18 protein-coding genes and 1 pseudogene are annotated in these 21,453 nt (G+C 67.4%); 7 read left to right on the top strand and 12 right to left on the bottom strand.

From position 1 onward, the window contains the following. Nucleotide 1: 1 nt before the first annotated feature. The 5 genes and pseudogenes from ASD67_RS24030 to ASD67_RS11095 form a co-directional block, all read right to left on the bottom strand. A pseudogene (locus ASD67_RS24030) lies at nucleotides 2–692 on the bottom strand (AAA family ATPase); the annotation flags it as partial. A gap of 373 nt (nucleotides 693–1,065) precedes the next feature. Further along, nucleotides 1,066–2,613 (bottom strand): XrtA system polysaccharide chain length determinant, encoded by a 1,548-nt coding sequence (locus ASD67_RS11110; protein WP_056346819.1) that lies wholly within the window; start codon nucleotides 2,611–2,613, stop codon nucleotides 1,066–1,068. A 52-nt stretch (nucleotides 2,614–2,665) separates the two neighbouring features. Further along, nucleotides 2,666–3,325, bottom strand: a complete 660-nt coding sequence (locus ASD67_RS11105) for an XrtA/PEP-CTERM system exopolysaccharide export protein (RefSeq protein WP_056346818.1) — start codon at nucleotides 3,323–3,325, stop codon at nucleotides 2,666–2,668. 321 nt (nucleotides 3,326–3,646) lie between these two features. Beyond that, complete coding sequence (locus tag ASD67_RS11100) at nucleotides 3,647–4,876, bottom strand: pyridoxal-dependent decarboxylase, exosortase A system-associated (RefSeq protein ID WP_056346816.1); 1,230 nt, start codon at nucleotides 4,874–4,876, stop codon at nucleotides 3,647–3,649. After that, the gene (locus ASD67_RS11095) at nucleotides 4,873–6,396 is read right to left on the bottom strand and encodes an acyl-CoA ligase (AMP-forming), exosortase A system-associated (RefSeq protein ID WP_056346813.1); all 1,524 of its coding nucleotides are present in this window, start codon (nucleotides 6,394–6,396) and stop codon (nucleotides 4,873–4,875) included. The genes ASD67_RS11100 and ASD67_RS11095 overlap by 4 nt, the downstream gene beginning before the upstream one ends. A gap of 35 nt (nucleotides 6,397–6,431) precedes the next feature. Between ASD67_RS11095 and ASD67_RS11090 the strand changes: the two genes are divergently transcribed. From ASD67_RS11090 to ASD67_RS11075, 4 genes are read left to right on the top strand one after another with little or no spacing between them, the layout of a single operon-like run. Continuing rightward, on the top strand, nucleotides 6,432–7,535 hold the full coding sequence (locus tag ASD67_RS11090; RefSeq protein WP_056346811.1) for a GNAT family N-acetyltransferase: 1,104 nt from the start codon (nucleotides 6,432–6,434) through the stop codon (nucleotides 7,533–7,535). A 7-nt stretch (nucleotides 7,536–7,542) separates the two neighbouring features. Beyond that, the gene (locus ASD67_RS11085) at nucleotides 7,543–7,827 is read left to right on the top strand and encodes a phosphopantetheine-binding protein (protein ID WP_056346809.1); all 285 of its coding nucleotides are present in this window, start codon (nucleotides 7,543–7,545) and stop codon (nucleotides 7,825–7,827) included. 17 nt (nucleotides 7,828–7,844) lie between these two features. Next, nucleotides 7,845–8,513 (top strand): hypothetical protein, encoded by a 669-nt coding sequence (locus ASD67_RS11080; protein ID WP_056346807.1) that lies wholly within the window; start codon nucleotides 7,845–7,847, stop codon nucleotides 8,511–8,513. Continuing rightward, nucleotides 8,498–9,322, top strand: a complete 825-nt coding sequence (locus ASD67_RS11075) for a hydrolase 1, exosortase A system-associated (RefSeq protein WP_056347316.1) — start codon at nucleotides 8,498–8,500, stop codon at nucleotides 9,320–9,322. The genes ASD67_RS11080 and ASD67_RS11075 overlap by 16 nt, the downstream gene beginning before the upstream one ends. Before the next feature lie 97 nt (nucleotides 9,323–9,419). On the opposite strand, the gene trxB is transcribed toward ASD67_RS11075, so the two are convergent. Further along, a complete protein-coding gene (trxB, locus tag ASD67_RS11070) occupies nucleotides 9,420–10,385 on the bottom strand; it encodes a thioredoxin-disulfide reductase (RefSeq protein WP_056346805.1) in 966 nt (321 codons plus the stop codon). A gap of 92 nt (nucleotides 10,386–10,477) precedes the next feature. On the opposite strand from trxB, the gene ASD67_RS11065 reads away from it, so the two are divergent. Next, nucleotides 10,478–11,101 (top strand): class I SAM-dependent methyltransferase, encoded by a 624-nt coding sequence (locus ASD67_RS11065; protein WP_056346804.1) that lies wholly within the window; start codon nucleotides 10,478–10,480, stop codon nucleotides 11,099–11,101. A gap of 19 nt (nucleotides 11,102–11,120) precedes the next feature. Beyond that, on the top strand, nucleotides 11,121–12,416 hold the full coding sequence (locus ASD67_RS11060; protein ID WP_056346801.1) for a caspase family protein: 1,296 nt from the start codon (nucleotides 11,121–11,123) through the stop codon (nucleotides 12,414–12,416). 128 nt (nucleotides 12,417–12,544) lie between these two features. Here the strand turns inward: ASD67_RS11060 and trhO are convergent, their stop codons facing one another. From trhO to ASD67_RS11045, 3 genes are all read right to left on the bottom strand, one after another. After that, nucleotides 12,545–13,270 (bottom strand): oxygen-dependent tRNA uridine(34) hydroxylase TrhO, encoded by a 726-nt coding sequence (gene trhO, locus ASD67_RS11055; protein WP_082544965.1) that lies wholly within the window; start codon nucleotides 13,268–13,270, stop codon nucleotides 12,545–12,547. 131 nt (nucleotides 13,271–13,401) lie between these two features. After that, a complete protein-coding gene (locus tag ASD67_RS11050) occupies nucleotides 13,402–15,423 on the bottom strand; it encodes a GMC family oxidoreductase N-terminal domain-containing protein (RefSeq protein ID WP_056346800.1) in 2,022 nt (673 codons plus the stop codon). A gap of 42 nt (nucleotides 15,424–15,465) precedes the next feature. Continuing rightward, on the bottom strand, nucleotides 15,466–15,813 hold the full coding sequence (locus tag ASD67_RS11045) for a hypothetical protein (protein WP_200938006.1): 348 nt from the start codon (nucleotides 15,811–15,813) through the stop codon (nucleotides 15,466–15,468). Between the two features lie 22 nt (nucleotides 15,814–15,835). Between ASD67_RS11045 and ASD67_RS11040 the strand changes: the two genes are divergently transcribed. Next, entirely contained in the window at nucleotides 15,836–16,321 is a 486-nt protein-coding gene (locus tag ASD67_RS11040; RefSeq protein WP_156377664.1) for a hypothetical protein, read from the top strand. A 67-nt stretch (nucleotides 16,322–16,388) separates the two neighbouring features. Here the strand turns inward: ASD67_RS11040 and ASD67_RS11035 are convergent, their stop codons facing one another. The 3 genes from ASD67_RS11035 to ASD67_RS11025 all read right to left on the bottom strand — a co-directional run bounded on the left by ASD67_RS11035 (nucleotide 16,389) and on the right by ASD67_RS11025 (nucleotide 21,404). Continuing rightward, nucleotides 16,389–17,366, bottom strand: coding sequence for a magnesium transporter CorA family protein (locus ASD67_RS11035; RefSeq protein WP_056346794.1), 978 nt, complete (start codon nucleotides 17,364–17,366; stop codon nucleotides 16,389–16,391). 207 nt (nucleotides 17,367–17,573) lie between these two features. Next, complete coding sequence (locus tag ASD67_RS11030) at nucleotides 17,574–19,673, bottom strand: malate synthase G (RefSeq protein ID WP_056346792.1); 2,100 nt, start codon at nucleotides 19,671–19,673, stop codon at nucleotides 17,574–17,576. A 69-nt stretch (nucleotides 19,674–19,742) separates the two neighbouring features. Beyond that, nucleotides 19,743–21,404, bottom strand: coding sequence for a phage tail sheath family protein (locus ASD67_RS11025; RefSeq protein WP_056346790.1), 1,662 nt, complete (start codon nucleotides 21,402–21,404; stop codon nucleotides 19,743–19,745). Nucleotides 21,405–21,453 lie beyond the last annotated feature (49 nt).

The following is a 21,453-nucleotide window of genomic DNA, read 5'->3' as shown; positions in this document are numbered from 1 at the left end:
GTCAGGCGCCTCCTTGTCCATAATAGGTGCCGAAGCGGCGACCGCCCGGCGAATATTTGACCCCGTTGAGGAGCAGCTGGATGTGCGGGCAGGCGCCCATCAGCCCGATGGCGTCGCGCAGCGCGCTTTCGAGCGTCGTATCGGCGCGCACCACCATGATGAGCTGGCCGACATGGCCGGCGAGCACCGCGGCGGGCGACGCCGCGAGCACCGGCGGCGAATCGAGGATGATGATCCGGCCCGGCGCGCCCGCTTCGAGCTGGGCGAGCAAGGTTTCGGTGCGCGCCGAGGCGAGCAATTCGGTGTCGTGCATATGCGCCGTGCCCGCGGGCATGACCTTCAGCCCCGGAATATCGGTCTGAATCAGGCAGTCGCCGAGCGGCAGGTGCGGGTCGGCGAGCGCGTCCATCAGCCCGGGACCGTCCTCCAGCCCGAGCGCGTTCAGCACGCTGGGCTTGGCGATGTCGGCGTCGATCAGCAGCACGTCATGGTCGGTTTCGACCGCGAGGCTGAGCGCGAGGTTGACCGCCGAAAAGGTCTTGCCTTCGCCCGGATTGGCCGAGCCGATCAGCACGCGGTGGCCGCGCGGCAACACCGGACGGCTGCCGCTGCCCGCGAAGTTGCGGATCAGTTCGCGCTTCACGATGCGATATTCTTCGGAAATGCCGCTGACCGCCGCCCCCGGCACGATCNCCCCCGGCACGATCACCCCGCTGGCGGCGAGCCGTTCGCGATCGATCGTTCCCTGACGCGTCGGCACGACGGCGGGCGCCGCCCTGGCAATATCCTTGCGCGGCGACGGCTTCGGCGCCGCCTCGACCGCGGGCGCGGCCTCGACGACGGGGTCGAGGATTTCGGCCTCGGGTGTAAGTGGGGGCGTCACCGGCGCTTCGGGCCCGGCCTTTTTCTTCGCCTTGCCCTTGCGGACCGGCTCTTCGGGCAGGCCCGAGACGTCGATCGTCGGTGCGCCGGCGGCGGGATCGGTGCCGAACATGTCGGCGGCGCGTTCGAGCAGCGAGGGCGTGCGCTTGATGGGGCGATGTTCGTTCATTTTCTTGTCCCCCGTCACGCGACCATGCCACGCTGGACGAATTCGGCGACCAGCAGCAGGACGAACAGCGCCACCAGCGCGCCGCTGCCCCCCGCGAGCCAGACGAGTTTCTTCTTGCGGTCGGCGTGCCGTTCGGGCGTCACGACCTCGGTGATCGATCCGATGACCGGCAGGCCGCTGGCGCGTTCGAGCTTGGCCGCGGTCGCATAGCTGGTGCGCACCTGACCGAGGCCGAAGGCGACCCCGATGCCGCCGCCGATGCCCGCGAACAACACGAGCGTCAGAAACAGCGGGCGGTTCGGTGCCGCGGGCGAGGTCGGTTTCGTCGGCGGGTCGAGCAGTTCGACCTTGATCGCATCGGTTTCGGTCTGCACCTCGCCGCGCATGCGCACCTGTTCGCGCTGTGCCATCAGCCGGTCCGACTGCGCCTTGAGCGCGGTATATTCGCCGTTGATCCGTTCATATTCGGCGGCGACGCCGGGGTTCTGGATCTGCGCGGTGGTGATGCGGTTGATGTCGGCCGACAATTGCGCCTTGCGCGACGACAGCGCCGCGACGGTCGCCTGGCGTTCGGCGCGCATCGCCTGCAGCGTCGCATAGGCGGGGTTCTGGGCGTTGCCGCCGCCTCCGCCGCCCGCGCCTTCGCGGTCGGCCATCGCCTTCAGCGAGGCGATCTGGCTTTTCAGCGCGATGACGTCGGGGTGCGCGTCGGTCAGCCCGCGCGCGCGCATCGACGACAGTTCGTTCTGCGCCCCGGCGAGCTGCTGGCGCGCGACGCCGCCGCCGACGCCGCCCATGCCGGGGACGTTGATCGTCGCCGGGGTCGACGCCATCTGGCCGTTCGCCGCCGCGAGCGAGCCTTGCGCCGCAGCGAGCTGGGTTTCGATCTGGCCAAGCTCGGCACGCGCGGCGTCGATGCGCTGGCCGGGCGAACCGGTGCCGCTGGAGATCAGGCCGATATTCTTGGCTTCAAAGGCGGCGCGGCGCGCCTCGACCTCGCCGAGCGCCTTTTCGCGGTCGGCGAGCTGGGCGTCGAGGAATTTCAGCCCCTCGCGCGCGGTCATCCGGCCGCCGCGCAGCTGTTCGTCGCGGAACACGGTGATCAGGCTGTCGAGGACGCCGCTCGCAAGCTTGGCATTGTCGGCGTCGGACAGGCTGCCGACCCCTATCGACGAGGTGATCTCGAAGATATTTTCCTGCTGCGGGATGACCTTGATATTCTTTTGCAGCATCGCGACCGCGCCGGCCTTTTCGCGCTCGCCGGCGCCGGCGGGCAACATGCCGGTCGTCACCGCGACCTTTTCCAGGTTGCGCGCGCTGGTCAGCGTCTCGCGAATCTGGTCGATCTGGGCGCGGTCGGCATAGGGGCCGCTCTGGCTGTCGGCCGGAACGATCTCGTTGATGTCGACGAGCAGGCGGGCGCGCGAATCATAACGGTTGGGGATCGATGCGATCGCCAGCCAGCCGAGGATGCAGATGCCCCAGGCCACGGCCAGAACCAGCCAGCGGCGCGTCCAGACGCTGTGCAGCGCCACCCGGAATTCGTCGTAAAGGCCGTTCATTGTCTGGTTTCAGTCCTTGGCAGGTTTGGGGAGTCGGCCGCGCGGTAACGCGTCAGAACATGCTTTCGGGGATGATGATCACGTCGCCCGGCTGGAGCCGGACGTTCGCCTTGATGTCGCCGCGCTTGACGAGGTCGTTGAGGCGCAGGCCATATTCATGCTGCTTGCCGCTGCCCTTGTCGTAGCGGACGAGACGCGCCTTGTTGCCCGCGGCATATTCGCCGAGGCCGCCGACCGCGATCATCGCGTCGAGCACGGTCATATTGGCGCGGAACGGGATCGACGCGGGCTTTTCGGTCGCGCCGACGACGCGCACCTGCTGCGAGAAAGTGCTGTTGAAGCTGGTGACGATGACGCTGACGATCGGGTCGGTGATATACTGGCTGAGCTGGAGTTTCAGGTCCTGCTGCAGCATCGTCGGCGTCTTGCCGACCGCGGGCATGTCGGTAATCAGCGGGGTGGTGATGCGGCCGTCGGGGCGGACCTGGACCTTGCCGCCCAGCTCGGGGTTGCGCCACACGAAGATCTGCAGCTCGTCGAGCGGGCCGATGATATATTCCTCGCCGGGTCCTTCCTGATTCTGGACGAAGGTCGCGCTCGGCAGCTGCGGCGCGGCGGCGCCGCCGCCCATGCAGCCGGTCAGCGCGGTCGCGGCGATCCCGCACGCGAGGGCCACTCGCGCGGCGCGAAGGGCGGGGAAGGACGTCGTCATGGTATCACCTTTCCTGCGGCAGCGGCGTCGCCGCGAGCTAAATGCCCGGGGCGAAAGCCAATGCGTCAGGGTCAGCGATGACCGAAAAGGGTGAATATACCGTTAGTAGTCGGCTAGGTTCTCGCCGCGTTCGTCGCACTCTGTGCCGGTTCGGGACAGAAAGGGCGATTCCGATCCTCCCCATCGCGTAGCGTTGGGGAGGTGGCAGCCCGCAGGGCTGACGGAGGGGTCGACGCCGTCAGGCGTCGGTGCAACCTTTCAACCCCTCCACCGCCACTTCGCGGCGGTCCCCCTCCCCAACGCTTCGCGATGGGGAGGATCTTAAACGAGCATCTCGCGCGCCGGACCCTGGCCGAGGAAAGCCGAGGGGCTCGCGGTCGCGCCATAAGCCCCCGCCTGGAAGATCGCGACAAGATCGCCGACCTCGCCGCGCGGCAGCGCGACCTGGTCGCCCAGCCGGTCGAGCGGCGTGCAGAGGCAGCCGACGACCGACACCGTCTCGACGGGATCGGCGCCGAACTGGCTGGCGAGCGCGATCGGATAGTTGCGGCGGATCACGGTGCCGAAATTGCCGCTCGCCGCGAGCTGATGGTGGAGACCGCCGTCGGTGACGAGGAAGGTTTCCCCATGGCTGGTCTTGCGATCGACGATTCGGGTCAGATACACCCCCGCCTCGGCGACGAGCCAGCGCCCGAGTTCCATCGCGAAGCGGCTGGCGCCGAGCATCGGGTCGCGCGCCGCGAGCGTCGCGGCGAGCGCGTCGCCGACGGCCTTCGCATCGACCGCCTTGTCGCCGGGAAAATAGGGCACCCCCATGCCGCCGCCGAGATTGACGAGCGGCGGCACCGCGCCGATTTCATTCGCGAGCCGCGCCGCGAGCGCGACGGTCTGCGCCTGCGTATCGGCGATGGCGCCGGCATCAAGCGCCTGCGATCCGGCAAAAATATGGAAACCCTGCCAGTCGGCGCCGGCATCGAGCAGGCGTTTGACCAGCGCCGCAACCTCGGCGGCGTCGACCCCGAAGGGCTTGGCGCCGCCGCCCATCTTCATGCCCGACCCCTTGAGGTCAAAGTCGGGATTGACCCGCACCGCGAGTCGCGGGACGATGCCGAGCCGCGCCCCGATCGCGAGCGCGCGTGTCGCCTCGCCCGCCGATTCGAGATTGAGTGTCGCACCCGCCTTGATCGCATATTCGAGTTCGCTGTCGCGCTTGCCGGGACCGGCGAAGCTGATGTGCCCGCTCGCCATGCCGCTGGTGCGCGCGGCCTTGAGTTCGCCGCCCGAGGCGACGTCGAGTCCGTCGACCATCGCCGCCATATGGCCGAGCAGCGGGCCATAGGGGTTCGCCTTCATCGCATAATGAAGCTGCAGTTCGGCGGGCATCGCGGCGCGCCATTCGGCGACGCGCGCGGTGAGCAGCTTGCTGTCATAGACGAACAGCGGCGTGTCGCCGGCATCCTCGGCGAGGTCGTCGGCGCGCTGGCCGCCGATCAGCAACATGCCGTCGGCATCGGCGGCGAAGCCGGGCGGGATCGGACCATGCGGTTTCATGCTGCCACCTTCCAGTCGGCGGCGATCGCGACGCGGTCGAGCTTGCCATTGGGATTGCGCGGCAGTTCGCTGCGCCATTCGATCGCCTGCGGCTGCATGAAATTGGGCAGGTTCGCCTTGAGGTACGCGGCCAGCCCCTCGGCATCGCCCTCCCCCTTGCCGCGCACGATCAGCACGATCGCCGCGCCGAGCCGGGCGTCGGGGACCCCGAACGCCACCGCCTCGTAAATCAGGCCCGAGGCGATCGCGACATCCTCGACCTCGGTCGGACTGACCCGGTTGCCTGCGGTCTTGATCATCGCATCGTCGCGGCCGACGAAATAGAGGAGGCCATTGGCGTCGCGGCGCACCGTGTCGCCCGACCACACCGCCATGCCGCCATATTGCGACGCACGCGGTGCGGGTTTGAAACGCAAGGCGGTGCGTTCGTCATCCTGCCAATAGCCCTGCGCGACGAGCGGCCCGCAATGGACGAGTTCGCCCGGCTCCTCGTCGGCGGTGATCGTGCCGTCGGCGCGGCACACCAAAATCTCGGCATGCGGGATCGCGCGGCCCATCGAGGTCGGATGGTCGGCGACCAGCCTCGGTTCGAGGTACGTCGAACGGAAGGCCTCGGTCAGCCCGTACATCGGATAGATATCGGCATTCGGGAAAGTCGCGCGCATCGCGTCGATCAGCGAGGGCGTCAGCGCGCCCCCGCTGTTGGTCAGGCGCTTGAGATGCGCCGCACTTTCGGCGGGCCATTCGCTCTCGACCAGTTGCACCCAGAGCGGCGGCACGCCCGCCAGCGTCGTTGCGCCATGCCGCGCCACCGCCTTCACGACGTCGCGCGGGGTGAGATAGTCGAGCGGGGCGACGGCGGCGCCGGCGAACCAGGTCGAAAGCAGCTGGTTCTGGCCATAGTCGAAGCTCAGGGGCAGCACCGCGAGCACACGATCCTCTGGAACGATCTTCAGATAATCCGCAACGGCCTCGGCACCGAGCCACAAATTGGCGTGGCTGAGCATCACGCCCTTGGGGCGCCCGGTCGAGCCGCTGGTATAGAGGATCGCCGCCAGATCGCCGGGTTCAGCGAGCGACGGGGGAAGCCCCTGCCCGCCCGAATCAATCACTTCCTCGGCGATCTTCAAATCCTGCACGACGCAATCGACCGGCAGGGCTTCGCCGAGCGTGTCGCTACGCGCCGCATTGGTGACGAGCAGCTTCGCGCCGCTGTCCGCCAGGATATGCGCGACCTGCGGCGCCTTGAGCAGAGGATTGACCGGCACATGGATCAGCCCCGCGCGCGCCGCGGCGAGCGGCATCAGGCAGGCCGCCCGCGTCTTCGCGCTCCAGCTGGCGACGCGTTCGCCGGGACCGCCAACCTGCTCGAGCAGCCACGCGGCGAGCCGGCCGACGCCGGCATCGAGATCGCCGAAGCTCGTCACCCGGTCGCCGATCAGCAACGCGGGTGCATCCGCCGCGCCGCGGCGGGCGAGATGGTCGATCGGGCGCGACGAGGGGATCAGGGCTTCGGTCATCGGTTCTTTAGGACTGGGTGATAGAGCGCCAGCCTATGCAAGGGAACGGTGAACATCGCGCTAATGATGACGCGGGGCTGCCCGACGGCGCGCACGCCGCCGCGCCCGCGTCGCCGTTCGACCGCGCGGCGTGGTTCGACCTGCTGACGGACTATGGTTTTGCGGGCGAAGGCCGCGTCGATGCGCATGGGCATGCAGGCGATGTCACCGCCTGGCTGCCGCTGCGCCGCGATCAGCCCGGCCATTTTGCCGGCCTCACCAACTGGTACAGCTTCGCCCTTCGACCGTTATATCGGGCAGCGATCCCAGGCGAAAGCCGGGGCCCAGAGCGTGCGGGTTCTGCGGTTGGCGACCGAAGCCTTGACCCCGGCTTTCTCCAGGGAGCAGTTGGGGGAATCGGCAAGGGCGAGAGAGATGGGGCGCTTGTCGATTTGTTCTCCAAGCTTCGCAAGCGGGCGGCACGGCTGTCGCTTTATCCGGTGCCCGACGCCGACCAGGCCGACCTCGCTACCGCGCTCCGCGCCGCCGGCTGGTGGGTCAAGGCGACCCCGGCGGGCGACCGCCACTGGCTCGACCTGACCGGCCTGACGCATGACGCGTGGTGGGAAAGTCGCCCCGGCGCGCTCAAAAACACCGTCAAGCGCAAGGCGAAGAAGGGCGTGGTCGATATCCAGCTGCTCACCGCCTTCGATCCCGGCAGCTGGGCCGCCTATGAGAGCATCTATGCCGCGAGCTGGAAGCCCGAGGAAGGCCATCCCGCCCTGCTGCGCGCCTTTGCCGAGGCCGAAAGCGCGCGCGGCACGCTGCGCATGGGAATCGCGCGGATCGCGGGCATCCCGGTCGCCGCGCAATATTGGACCGTCGAGGACGGCACCGCCTTCATCCACAAGCTGGCGCATGTCGAGGACAGTCTGAAGGCCTCGCCCGGCACGCTGCTGTCGGCGGCGCTGTTCCGCCATGTCATCGACGTCGACCATGTCGAGCGCGTCGATTTCGGGACCGGCAACGACGGCTACAAGAAGGACTGGATGAACCGCCACGAACCGCTGTGGCGATTGGAGGCTTTCAATCCGTCGCGCATCGCGGCATGGGGACCCGCGATAAAGGCTTTTGCGCGTTCCCTTACGGCACGCGAGTGAGGACGTGATGACCGATACCCCCGCCAGCCCCACCTCTTCCGGCGTCGATGCGACCCTGCGCGCGCTGCTCGCCGACATTTTGGGCCTGGGCGAAGCCCGCGCCGCGGCGCTGACCGAGGACAGCGGCCTGTTCGGCGCGCTGCCCGAGTTCGACTCGATGGCGGTTGCGACGGTGCTGACCGAGATGGAGGACCGCCTCGGCATCATCATCGACGACGACGAGATCGACGGCGAGATTTTCGAAACCTACGGCAATTTGCTGGCATTTTCGCTGCGCAAAGTGACCGACTGACCGTTATCGGCGCGCGCATGGGCGAACATCATCTGCGCGTCACACCCGCCGGAACGCCGCGCGCCACCATCCTGATCGTCCCCCCGCTGTTCGAGGAAGCGAACCGCACGCGCCGCACCCTCGTGCTCGCGATGCGCGCGCTCGCCGTGCGCGGATTCGCGGCGGAGATGCCCGACCTGCCGGGGCAGAATGAGAGCCTCGTGGCGCTGGAAAGCGTCGACCTCGACATGTGGCGAAATGCCCTCGCCGAAGTTGCGGCGACAATCGACGGCCCCGTCCTTGTCGCATCGGTCCGCGGCGGGGCGCTGATCGACCATCGCGTGAAAGCCGCCGGCTGGTGGCGACTGGCGCCAGCGGGCGGGGCCTCGCTGCTGCGCACCCTGCTCCGCGCGCGCGTCTCGGCCGATCGCGAGGCGGGAGTGACATCGTCGCTCGAAAGCCTGACCGACACGGCGAAACGCGAACCACTGCTGCTCGCGGGCAACCGGCTGTCGCCCGCGATGATCGCGCAGTTGGGCAGCGCCGAGGCCCAGCCGGTCGAGCCGCTGCGCAACGTCGCGCTCGGCGCCGACGGCATCGCGGGCACGCCGCTATGGCTGCGCGCCGAACCCGGCGAAGACGCCGCGATGGCCGAAGCGATCGCCGACGATATTGCGGCATGGGGGGCGGCATGCGGCGTCAACTGAGCTTCGCCTGCGAAGGCGCGGCGATCGCCGCCACGCTCGACGAAGCGCCGGGGACGACCGGGCTGCTGATCGTGTCGGGCGGCAACGAGATTCGCAGCGGCGCGCATCGCGGCATGGCGATGCTGGGGCAGCGCGTCGCCGCGGCGGGGCATCCGGTGTTGCGTTTCGACCGGCGTGGGATCGGCGACAGCGAGGGAACGAACGGCGGCTATCGGTCGAGCGGCCCCGACATCGCGGCAGCGATCGCGGCGTTTCGCGACGCGGTACCGCAGATGAGCCGCATCCTCGCGTTCGGCAATTGCGACGCCGCGAGCGCCTTGCTGCTGCACCAGCCGCTGGCGCTCGACGGGCTGATCCTCGCCAACCCCTGGACCTATGAGGATGACGGCGACGACGACGCGGAAGCCGACGAACCCGCCCTGCCCCCGCCCTCGGCGATCCGCGCGCGCTATCTGGCGCGGCTCAAGGACCCGAAAAGCCTGCTGCGGCTGGTGAAGGGCGAGGTCGATTTCCGGAAATTGTTTCGCGGCCTGTCGGCGCTGGGGAAAAAGCCCGCAGCGCCGGCGTTCGGCAGTCTCGCCGACGAACTCGACAGCCTGCTGGCCGAGGTCTTCTGTCCGGTGACGATCCTGCTCGCAACCGGCGACCGGACGGCGCAGGCGTTCATGGAAAAGCTAGCGAAATCGCTCGCCTATATCGAGCAAAATCCGGGATCGATCCGCGTAGAGCGGCTGGCGAGCCCGTCGCACAGTTTTGCGGGGGATGATGCCGAGTGGCTGGCGGAACGGATTTTGGCCGCCCTCAGCTAACCCGTCGCCCCCGCGAACGCGGGGGCCGCAATCGGCCTAAATCTGCGTCGCTGTGTAAACCGACAGCGGCCCCCGCCTTCGCGGGGGCGACGGTTTGTTACGCATCCACCATCGCGTGATACTCCGCCTCGGCCAGAAACCGCTCGGCGTCGAGCGCCGCCATGCAGCCCATGCCCGCCGCGGTCACCGCCTGGCGGTACACCTTGTCGGTGACATCGCCCGCCGCGAACACACCCGGGATCGACGTCAGCGACGTACCCGGCGTGACCTCCAGATAGCCGTCGGCGTCGAGCGGCAGCTTGCCCTTGAACAATTCGGTCGACGGGCTGTGGCCGATCGCAACGAAGCCGCCGTCGGTCGGCTCGTGGCTGCTCTCGCCGGTGACGGTGTCGATCAGGTCGACGCCGACGAGACCCGCAACACCCTCGCCCGCGACGAAACGATCGACCTTCTTATTCCACAGTATCTTGATCTTCGGATTGGCGTGCAGCCGGTCCTGCAGGATCTTTTCGGCGCGCAAATGATCGCGGCGGTGGATCAGCGTCACATCGTCGCTGTGGTTGGTGAGGTAGAGCGCTTCCTCGACCGCGGTGTTGCCACCGCCGATCACGACGACCTTCTTGCCGCGATAGAAAAAACCGTCGCACGTCGCGCACGCCGAAACGCCCTTGCCGCCCAGCTCCTGTTCGCCTTCCACGCCGAGCCACTTCGCCTGCGCGCCCGTCGCGATCACCAGTGTTTCCGCCAGATACACGTCGCCGCCGTCGCCGGTCAGCTTGAACGGGCGCTGCGACAAGTCGACATCGACGATCGTATCCCAGATCATGCTGGTGCCGACATGCGTCGCCTGCGCGGTCATCTGCTCCATCAGCCAGGGGCCCTGCACGACCTCGGCGAAACCGGGGTAGTTTTCGACGTCGGTGGTGATGGTGAGCTGGCCGCCGGGCTGGAGCCCCTGCACCACGATCGGCATCATGCCCGCGCGCGCGGCATAGATGGCGGCCGACAGGCCCGCGGGGCCGGAACCGAGGATGAGCATCTTGGTGTGGTGGGTGGCGGGCATGGTCGTCCTTAATCCTGGCGGGGTTCGCCTAAATGGGTGTTGCCAAGCGCGCTAGCAAGGGACAGGCTGCGCGCCAAGGGGAGTGTGCCGATATGGCGAGCTGGTGGGAACGTCACGGAGTACCGCGCCTGATCAAATGCGCCTGTTCGCAGGGGCAGATCATGAAGGCGCGCAGCAAGGTCGTGCCGCATGCGGCGGGCGATGTACTCGAGCTTGGCTGCGGCGGCGGCATCAACATGGAATTTTACGACCGTGCCCGCGTGACCAGCTTCACCGGGCTCGACCCCTCGCCCGAATTGCTGGCGATGAGCCGCGCGGCGGCGCAGGCGCATGGCATCGACGCCGATATCCAGGGCGGAGTCGGCGAAGCGATGCCCTTCGAAAGCGCGCGTTTCGACACGGTGGTGACGACCTTCACCCTCTGCTCGGTCGCCGAGCAGAGCGCGGTGCTGAGCGAAATCCGCCGCGTGCTCAAACCCGGCGGCACCGCGCTGTTCCTCGAACATGGCGGCGCGCCCGATGCCGGGGTCGCGAAATGGCAGCGGCGGATCGAGCCGATCTGGAAACGCATCGGCGGCAATTGTCACCTCACCCGCCCGATATCGGACGCTTATGCCGCCGCGGGTTTCGCGGTCGACCGGCAGGCCGCGCTATATATGCCCAAGACCCCGCGCCCCTTCGGCTGGGTCGAATATGGAGCCGCCCGCCCGAACTGACGACGAAAGGACAGCTAAGATGACGCGTTTCTGGCTACCCCTTTTGACCCTCCTCCTGCTGCTGGCGCCCGCCAGCGCCGAGGCGCGCAAGGTCGCGCTGGTCATCGGCAATTCGGCCTATGCCAACACCGGCGCGCTGACCAACCCCGCGAACGACATCCGGATCGTCGCCGACGCCGCGAAAGCCGCGGGCTTCGAGGTGGTCACCGCGAGCAACCTCGGCAATCAGGCCTTTCAGGGCGCGATGCGCGATTTCCGAGCCAAGGCCGACGGCGCCGAGGTGGCGATGGTCTATTTTGCCGGCCACGGGATCGAGGCGCAGGGCAAGAACTGGCTGCTCCCGGTCGACGCCAAGCTCGAATCGGACCTCGACCTGCCCTATGAGGCGATCGAGCTCAGCCGGTTGATGGAGGCGGTGTCGGGCGCGCAGGTGCGGATGGTCGTGCTCGACGCATGCCGCAACAATCCCTTCGGCAGCAAGTGGCGGTCGGGCACGCGCGCCGTGGCGCGCGGCATGGCGGGGGTCGAGGCCGACGATGTGCTCGTCATCTTCGCCGCCGCGCCCGGACAGACCGCGAGCGACGGCAATGGCGCGAACAGCCCCTTCGCGCTCGCGCTGGCGCGGCGATTGCCTGAACCCGATCTGCCGGTGCAACTGCTCGGCGGCGCGATCCGCGACGATGTGCTCGCGGCGACGGGCGGCAACCAGCGACCCTTCGTCAGCGCCAGCATCACCGGCACCCCGGTCTATCTGGTGCCGCGCACCGTTCCGACACTGGTCGCCGCGGCGCCGGCGGTGCCCACCGGCGACCGCACCGCGAGCGAGGAGATTTTCTGGAAGGGCGCGCTCGCCGAAAGCAGCGTCCGCGCGTTCAGCGCCTATCTGTCGGAGTTTCCAAGCGGGCGTTACGCCGCCGACGCCAGTGACGCGATCGCGCGATTACTGACTCCCGGCGCCGACGGCGGCGCGGTGCGCGGCGGCCAATATCGTGTCTCGGACATCGTCATCGAATGTGTGAAGGTCACCGGCTTTCTGGGCCTACCCGACCAGCTGTTCCTGCGCTTCGGGGGCAGCCAGCGCTTTCCCGAGAGCAAGAAGGACAGCTACACGATGAAAAAGGGCCAGCGCTGGGTCGTGCCGCGCCGTTTCGATTTCGACGGCAATTCGACGGTGCAATTGCTCGAGGACGACGATGTCGGAGGCAACGACATATTGGGAACGATCGACCTCGAGCCGCGGGTCGGGACTTTCACGCGGACGATCAACGGCGACCGCAGCGAGTATAAGGTGACTTATCGGGTGAGCGCGGAGTAGCGGCTCAACGGCAAACCACCCTCACCCTTCCCACCGGCTTTGCCGGCGGGCCCCTTCCCTCTCCCCGCGGGAGAGGGAGGGAGGCGCGAAGCGCCGGAAGGGTGAGGGCCGGCGGTCGCAGATCCCCGCTATTCCTTCTCCCCTACCTCGACCAGCCCGTGCCCGACGCTCACCCGCTCGTCGAAGACGAAACAGCTGCCGTGCCAGCGGCTTGTCGCCTCGGGAACCTGTTCGAGATAGGCGAGGATGCCGCCCTTCAGGTGGACCACGTCGTCGATACCTTCGCTGCGGAGGTACGCGGTCGATTTTTCGCAGCGGATGCCGCCGGTGCAGAACATCGCGATCCGCTTGCCGGCGAATTCGTCCTTGTGCTCCTGCCACCAGCCAGGAAAGTCGCCGAAGCTTTTGGTCTGCGGGTCGATCGCGCCGTCGAAGCTGCCATAACCGACCTCGAAATCGTTGCGCGTGTCGATGACCACCGTGCCCGGATCGGCGATCACTTCGTTCCAGTCGGCGGGCGCGACATAGCGGCCGACATCGCGCGACGGGTCGATGCCCGCGACCTTCATCGTCACGATTTCCTTCTTCAGCCGCACCTTGAGCCGCTGGAACGGCATCGCGGCGGCGGCCGAATATTTGACATCGAGATCGGCGCAATCGGGGAGCGCGCGGATATGCGTGAGGACGGCGGCGATGCCAGTTTCGGGGCCGGCAATGGTCCCGTTGATCCCTTCGCGCGCGAGCAGCAGCGTGCCCTTGACGCCTTCGGCCGCACACAGGTCGAGCAACGGCTGGCGCAGCGCGGCGGGGTCTTCGAAGGGCGCGAAGCGATAGAGGGCGGCGACTTGAAACATCGGCGCCCCCTACTCCCACAGCTCATCAAACAAAAGCTACGTCATTGCGAGGAGCCGAAGGCGACGCGGCAATCCAGAGCCCGCGTAAACCGCCCTGGATTGCTTCGCTTCGCTCGCAATGACGAGTCGGGTCACCGAAACGGATCGCCCCGCCCGGTCGCATAATGCGCCATCGCCATCGTCGTCCATTGCGCGTTGACGCGGATGCAGCTGGGGAAGGTGCTCGCGTCGGTGACCAGCACATTGGTAGTGCCGTGGACGCGGCATTCGGGATCGACGATGCCATATTCGGGATTCTCGTTGATCGCATTGCCGCCATGCGCGTGGCTGCTCGACAGCGTCAGATCGTCCTGCTGCCCGATCTCGCGGGCGAAAAATTCGTCGACGTCCATGCCGGGCTTGATCGTCTTGCCGTTCGCCAGCGCGGGATAGCATTCGAGCGCGCCCGCCGCGAAATGGACCTTGGTCAGCGTCGCCATCGCCTCGCGCAGCACCGGCATGTCGTCGTCGACGTCGAGGCGGAAGTGCAGCTTGCCGTCGACCACCTGCCCGCGCCGGTCGGCGGGGAAGAGGATGCCCGCCGAATGGACGCGGCTGAAATTCCGCATCCGCTCCGCATGGGTGCCGAACCAGCCGGGCATCAGCGACGCCATCGCCATCGGCGGCTGGAAATGGCTTTCGAGCAGATATTTGCCGCAGTCGACATAGCTGGTCATCTGGTCCTCGTCCCACGCATTGCCGCCGACCCCGGCGGGCATCAGCGCGACCACCGGCGAGGCGACGTTGAGCGAGATCTGGTAACCCGTTCCTTCGATGCCGCTGCTGTCGAGCAGTTTCGACGAGGCGATGGTGCCGCCCGCGACGATCACCCCGACGCTGGCGCGGACGAGGCGGCGGGACCCGTCGGGCATGACGAGGCGCACCGCCTCTGCCTCCAGCTTGTCGTTCGCGGCGTCGCGCCACAATATTTCCTCGGCCTTGGTTTCGGGCAGGATACGCGCGCCATGGTCGCGGCACGCCTGCGGCAGATAGGTCTGCGCCATGCCCATGCGCCGCCCATAGGGGCAGCCCGAATTGCAATAGCCGCAATAGGCGCAGGCGTTCGGGGTGTTCGGCGGGCCGAAATTCTTGTCGAACCAGTCGGTCACCGCGCGCTGTTCGCGCGGGTCCGACGAAGCGGCGGCATGCGCCTGCCAGCCCTTGATCAGATGGGTGCCGTTGTGGCGCCCGCTGCGCGGTTCGGCGCGGCCGATGCCGAGCTTCGCCTGCACGGCGTCGTAACTGGCGTGAAAGGCGGCAGCGTCGACGGGCGCGCCGATGCTCGCCCATTTGGCGAGCACGTCGGGCGCGTCGGGATGCGTGCGGCCTGCTTCGTTGACGCGCAGGCAGATGCCGTTGTTGACCGTCGACGACCCGCCGACGCAGCGCCCCTGGAAGATCACGAAATCATTGTTGGTCGTCGTCTGGACGCCGCCATGCTTGTAGAGCGCGGCGATCATGTCGAGTTCGCGGTGGGTGATGCGCGGCGAGGGATAAAAGGGCCCGGCCTCGACGATCAGCACCTTATAGCCCTGCGCCGCGACATTATAGGCAGCGACCGCGCCGCCCGCGCCCGAGCCGATAACGACGACGTCATACTCGTCCGCCAGCGTGTCGGCGGTGAGGATATGGTCGGGATGGATCTCGCGGCCCGCAACGTCCTTGATTTCAAGGTCCGGCGGGTCGCTGCGCGCGCGGAATTTCGGCAGGGTGAAGCCGATCTGCTGATGCACCGGGTTCGCGACATTGGCGTCCTGCCCCGCGTCGCGCGGCTGCTCGCCGCCCTGCCAATAGCCATAATAACACGCATAAATGATGCCGCGCAGCCGGGCCATGTCCTGGAACAGGTCGAACTCGCTGTTCTGGAGCCGGTCGCGGACGCGTTCGGCGCGGGTGTCGACGTCGAGTTCGACGAACACCGGCGCCAGCGCCAGTTCGGTCATGTTAAGCGAGAAGCGCAGCTCGTCGAGTTTGGTCCCGCCGACCTTGCCGAACAGTTCGACGACATTGGCGACGACCTGTTCGGCGGTGATCGCCATGTCGACGCCGTGGAACAGCGCCTCGGTCAGCGCCTCCAGAAATTTGAGTTGCCCGAAATTGAACGGTGCCGTCATCGCCCTGCCCCCCTGTTAGTCCCCGCGTCCGCAAATGCGGGTTTATAGCAAATGAAGGCAAGAGGTTATTGTACGGGAACGACGGCGCTTGGGGTGGGAAACGGACGCAAGAACACGCCCCGCAGCGGCCGCGGCACCAAAACCGACGAGCGCGATGAGCGTCCAGAAGGTAAAGCGCGCGACCGGGCCGAGCACGGTTTGCGATCCGAACGGCCCCATGACCCCCAACAGCGCGCCAAAGGCGACGACACTCAGCGGCACCCGCCATGTCTCCATCGCCCACCATTCACGCATCGCCAACCGCATCGCCCGCCGCCCACGAAATTGCGCGAGCCATTCACGATTATCCGCCTTGCCGACCGGCATCACGCCGCGCCAACCGGCCGACATGAAATGGTCAAGGAGGGATAGGATGAAAACGATTATCACAGGCGTAGCGCTGGCCTTTACAGCGGTTCCGGCGGCGGCGAGCGAGGCCGTCGACATGCGCTTCGAATGCGGCGCGGCGGCGGCGGCGGAGGGCGGCGAGGCTCCGAACCTCCACGGCAATTGGGATTTCCTGATGGCGGTCGGGGGGGAGGCGAGTTTCGGGCTGATGTCGATCGGCTTCGTCGGCGACGCCTATGGCGGATCGCTGGCCCCGGTGCGGACCGCGCCGGTGGTGGTGCGCAGCATCACCCTGACCGGCAACGCCATCCAGATGGTCGTCGCCTCACGCGACGGCGATGTGCTGTTCAACGGCACGCTCGCGGCCAATGGCAACCGGATGTGCGGCACCGTCACCTATCACGGCGGCGCCAGCTTTGCGATGGTGGCGCAAAAGCGGCCGTCGACCTATCGGTCGGCGCCGCAGGCCGAGCGCCGTCAGCCCAGCCAGTCCCAGCCGTCGTCGCGGTGACGGACGATCAGATCGCGCGGCGCCGGCGCATCGCGATCATCCGCATGGTCCGCCCCTCCCGCGCCGGTCACAGCCAGCCGCGCTTGCGGAAATAGGCGAAGGGCAACACCGCCGAGGCTATCATCAGCAGGATCGCGAACGGATAGCCGAACTGCCAGCGCAGTTCGGGCATCAGGTCGAAATTCATGCCATAGATCGACGCGATCAGCGTCGGCGGCAGGAAGGCGACCGCCGCGACGGTGAAGATCTTGATGATCTGATTCTGCTCGAGGTTGATGAACCCCAGCGTCGCATCGAGCAGGAAATTGATCTTGCTCGACAGGAAGCTGGCATGGTCGGTCAGCGCCTGGACGTCGCGCTGCACCGTCTTGAGCCGCGTGCGGGCGTCCCGCGCATTCCCCGCGCTGCGCGCGCTGTGATAGGATAGCAGCCGCGCGAGCCCGACCAGGGATTCGCGCAGCTTGGTCAGCAAATCGCCCTCGCGGCCGATCCGGCCAAGCATCGCGTCGAGATCCCGCGCCGCGCCGTCTTCGCTTCCTGACGCCTTGTGCGCAAACACGTCGCGCGACACCGCATCGCAGTGCCCGGCGCTCCGTTCGAGTATGTCGGCAACGCGGTCGACGATCGCCTCGACCAGATCGAGCATCAGCGTCTCGGGGGTGGTTGCCCCGTTGCTGCGCAGCCGGCGCGCGATCACCTGATCGAACGGCGCCGCTGCGGCATGGCGCACGGTGACGAGGCTCGCGGCGCCGACGATGAAGGTGACCGGCGCCAGTTGCGGGGCGCCGCCATCGAGTCCGACGACGATCGGCACCGTCAAATATTGCGCCCCCGCCTCTTCATACAGCCGGGCCGACGGTTCGATTTCCTCCATCTGTTGCAGCGTCGGGATCGCGATGCCCAGCAGCGCGGCGACCTGCGCGGCGTCGGCGGCGTCGGGGTGCAGGATGTCGGCCCACAGGATGGCGGGCGACACATCGGTGGAGGTGGCGGCGGCGTCGATGCGAACGAGGCGGTCGGCTTCGCGAGCGAAAGCGGTGAACATGGCTTTTCTCCTGATGCTGGCGTCCGCCAGCGTCAGGAAATGCGCCGGAGATTACCCCTGGCGGACCGCCCTGGCTGTTGGACTGATGGTACGACGTCTACTGTCGGGGTCCATTTTTCTGTCCTTGGGTTGATGCCGGAGTCGCGCCCCGGCGGGCGGCGCTATGCGCCCGCCGGTTTGGCCTGTCAATTCGCGAGGCAGCCGCCGCTACGCGGCCTTCTTCTTCTGGCGATAGGCGTGGAGCAGCGGTTCGGTATAGCCCGACGGCTGGGTCACGCCCTCGAAGATCAGCGCGCGCGCCGCCTGGTAAGCGATGCCGTCGGGGGTCAGCTTTTCGTAGAGCGCATCGCCCGCGTTCTGTGCGTCGACCTTGGCCGCCATGCGGACCAGCGCGGCGTCGACCTGCGCCGCGGTGCAGACGCCGTGAAGCAGCCAGTTGGCGAGCGCCTGGCTGGCGATCCGCAGCGTCGCGCGGTCTTCCATCAGGCCGACATCATCGATGTCGGGCACCTTCGAGCAGCCGACGCCCTGGTCGATCCAGCGCACGACATAGCCCAAAATGCCCTGGCAATTGTTGTCGAGTTCGCGGGTGACTTCGGCCTCGCTCCAGTTGCGCCCCGTCGCGACGGGGATGTTGAGCAGCCGGTCGAGCGACGGCACCGCCTCGCCCGCGATCTCGCGCTGGCGGGCGAAGACATCGACCTGATGATAGTGGAGCGCGTGCAAGGTCGCGGCGGTCGGCGATGGCACCCAGGCGGTATTGGCGCCCGACTTCGGATGGCCGATCTTGGCGTCGAGCATCCCCTTCATCAGGTCGGGCATCGCCCACATGCCCTTGCCGATCTGCGCCTTGCCCGAAAGCCCGCAGGCAAGCCCGATGCGAACGTTGCGGTCCTCGTAGCTCGCGATCCAGTCGCTCGCCTTCATCTCGCCCTTGGGGATCATCGGGCCGGCGCGCATCGAGGTGTGGATTTCGTCGCCGGTGCGGTCGAGGAAGCCGGTGTTGATGAAGACGATGCGGTCCTTCACCGCATGGATGCACGCACCCAGATTCGCGCTCGTGCGGCGTTCCTCGTCCATCACCCCGACCTTGATCGTGTGGCGCGCGAGGCCGAGCATATCCTCGACGGCGTCGAACAGCCGGTCGGTGAAGCCGCATTCCTCGGGCCCGTGCTGCTTGGGCTTGACGATATAGATGCTGCCCGCGCGGCTGTTGCGGAGCGTGCCGAGGCCCTTCAAATCATGGAGCGAGCAGAGGCTGGTGAACACCGCATCGCAAATCCCCTCGGGCGCTTCGCTGCCATCCGACAGCTTGACCATCGGGGTGGTCATCAGATGGCCGACATTGCGCACGAACATCACGCTGCGGCCGGGCAGCGTGAAGGCGGCGCCGTCCGGCGCGGTCCACTCGCGGTCGGGCTCCATCGCGCGGGTGACGGTGGCGCCGCCCTTGGCGAACACCTCGGTCAAATCGCCGCGCATCAGCCCGAGCCAGTTGGTATAGCCGAGGGTCTTGTCCTCGCCGTCGACCGCCGCGACGCTATCCTCGAGGTCGATGATCGTGGTCAGCGCGGCTTCCACGATCACATCGCAAATGCCGGCCGGATCGGTCTTTCCGATCGGGTGGTTGCGGTCGAAAACCACTTCGATATGCAAGCCATTGTGCCGGAAAAGCAGCGACCGGTCGGTCGAGCCCACCGGTTGGCCGTCTTCACAGACGAACAGTTCGACTTCGGCCCGATCGACAACATCTTCCCATTCGACCGCCAAGGGCGCGACTTCATTGAGGAAAGCCTTGCCGCGCGCGATCACCGCCGCGCCGCGTGCCGCGTCATAACCGCCGGGCTGCGCGGGCGGCGCATCGAGCGCGTCGGTGCCGTAAAAGGCGTCGTACAGGCTGCCCCAGCGCGCATTGGCGGCGTTGAGGGCGAAACGCGCGTTCAATGCGGGGACGACAAGCTGCGGTCCCGCCATCGTCGCGATTTCGGGGTCGACATTCTGCGTGCCGACCTGGAAGGCGGCGGGTTCGGGGACGAGATAGCCGATCTCGCGAAGGAAAGCCTGATAGGCGGCGGGGTCGTGCGGCTGCCCGGCCCGTTCGATATGCCAGGCGTCGATCTTTGCCTGCAAATCCTCGCGCTTCGCGAGCAAAGCCGCATTTTCGGGCGCGAATTTTCCGAGGAGCGCGGCGAAGTCCGCCCAGAATCTGTCGGCGTCGAGCCCGGTGCCGGGCAGCGCGCGATCCTGGACAAAATCGACCAGCCGCGCATCGATCGACAGCCCGTGGCGGTCCAGAAATTCGGTCATTGCAGCACCCTTTGGTTCGGCGCATTCGCGCCCGTTGGTCCGGGGAGGAAAGGGTGCCGCCCTATGCCTTCATTGCGGCATATTGGCAATGGGGGGTGCGCCGCTCGCGATCATCTGTTCGAACGTCAGCACGATAAACTCCGCCGGATGGGTGATCGCCAGCGTCGCCGAAACGACCAGCCGGCCGTCGAGAAGATCCTGTCCTGTCATCGTCTTGCCAAGACCGCACTGCACCTGAAAGGCATCGCTCGCCTTGTCGCCCATCAACCCGCCCTGTTGCCACAGCCCCGTCAGGAAGCTGGAAATCGCGGCGCTGACCGTCGCCCATGTGGTCGCGTCATTGGGCGCGAAGGCGAAGGACTGCAGCGCCGCCTTGATCGACTGCCCGATATAGATCAGTTCGCGCCGCACCTGGATATACCGATCGTCATTGCTGTTGCCGTCGAGCGTCCGGGCGCCCCATACCACCACCCCGCGCCCCGTCTGCGCGCGCAGGACGTTGATCGCCAGGCCATTGACGGGGGCGTTGAACCCGCCCTGCTCGTCGTCGGTGAAGACCCACAGCGGCGACGTCACCGCGGCGAGCGCGACGTTCGCCGGGGCGTTCCACACGCCGCGTTGCTGGTCGTTCTGCGCCCACACCCCGGCAACGATGCCGCTCGGCGGCTGGACATTCAGCGCATCGGTCATCGCCTGCGCGATTCGGGCGTACAGCGGCAGCGCGGCCCGCAACAGATCATCGAGCGTGAGCTGCCATTGCGCCGGCGTCTGCGGCGGGGCGAGTACGGGATAGGCGCTGCCGTCGGCCGAATATGTCGCGCTGTTGCCCGTCATCCCGGCCGAGGGCGGAAACGCCGTCGCGATCGCCGCCTGCACCGTCGCCAGTTGGGGGTCCCGGTACAGCTCCACCGCATTGGCCGTCAGCAAGCCGTTGATCGCATCATTGCCGCCGTCCGCCGCGCGCAACTGCGTATAGCTTGTGTCGGCCGGCGCGACGATCGACGCATGGACCGCGGGCGCATAGGCCGCGCCATAGCGGACGCTGGCCAGCGCCGGGGCGATCGCGGTCCAGAAGTCATCCTGCGCGGCGGTCAGCGAAGCGAAGCTATCGGCGGCAAGGCAGCCCGGCAGGTCGAGGATCGCCACACGGTCCTGCAGGCTGTCCGCCTGCGTCAGCATCGCACAGGCGACGCTGCCATAACCGGCAAGATCGAGCTGGCACGCCTCGGGCACCACCAGCATCGCCGGGCCGACCGCATGGCCGGCCGCGTCGATCCCGCCGATCAGGTCGGCGGCGCGGATGGCGCCGGGCGGCGACGTGCCGATATTTTCCGCGTTGTTCGGATAGTCGTCGGCGCCATAGCTGCCGACCGACACGATAAAACAATCGCCGCCGCCATTGGCGAAGAACAGGCGCATCTGCCAATAAAGGTTGAAGGCGTCGGGGCCCGCCCCGCCCGCGACCGGCGCCAGGGTGAAGCCGTCCGCGGCGGCCGCGTCCGCCGCAACCACGAAGCGTTGCACCGCCGGGCCGCCGAAATAACTGACAAATTCGGCCATCGACGCGATCGCGACCGGCGTGTTGTAAAGCGACGCCCCGGTGACCGGGTTGCCGGCAAATTGCGTATAGCCGACGAAAACGGGCACGCCGGTCGCGACGCCGACGACCGACGACCCGAAGGCGCTCATTTCCGTGATATAGACTCCGGGCGTTCTATACTGGGTCGCCATCCGGTATCTCCTTTGGCTCACAATGGCAGAGCCGGCGCAGGGCGGCCAG

The sequence above is a fragment of the Sphingopyxis sp. Root1497 genome (genome assembly GCF_001427085.1).
Taxonomy (GTDB): domain Bacteria; phylum Pseudomonadota; class Alphaproteobacteria; order Sphingomonadales; family Sphingomonadaceae; genus Sphingopyxis.
Note: the sequence above shows the minus strand (reverse complement) of the source record. Positions and strands in the feature narration are given on the sequence as shown.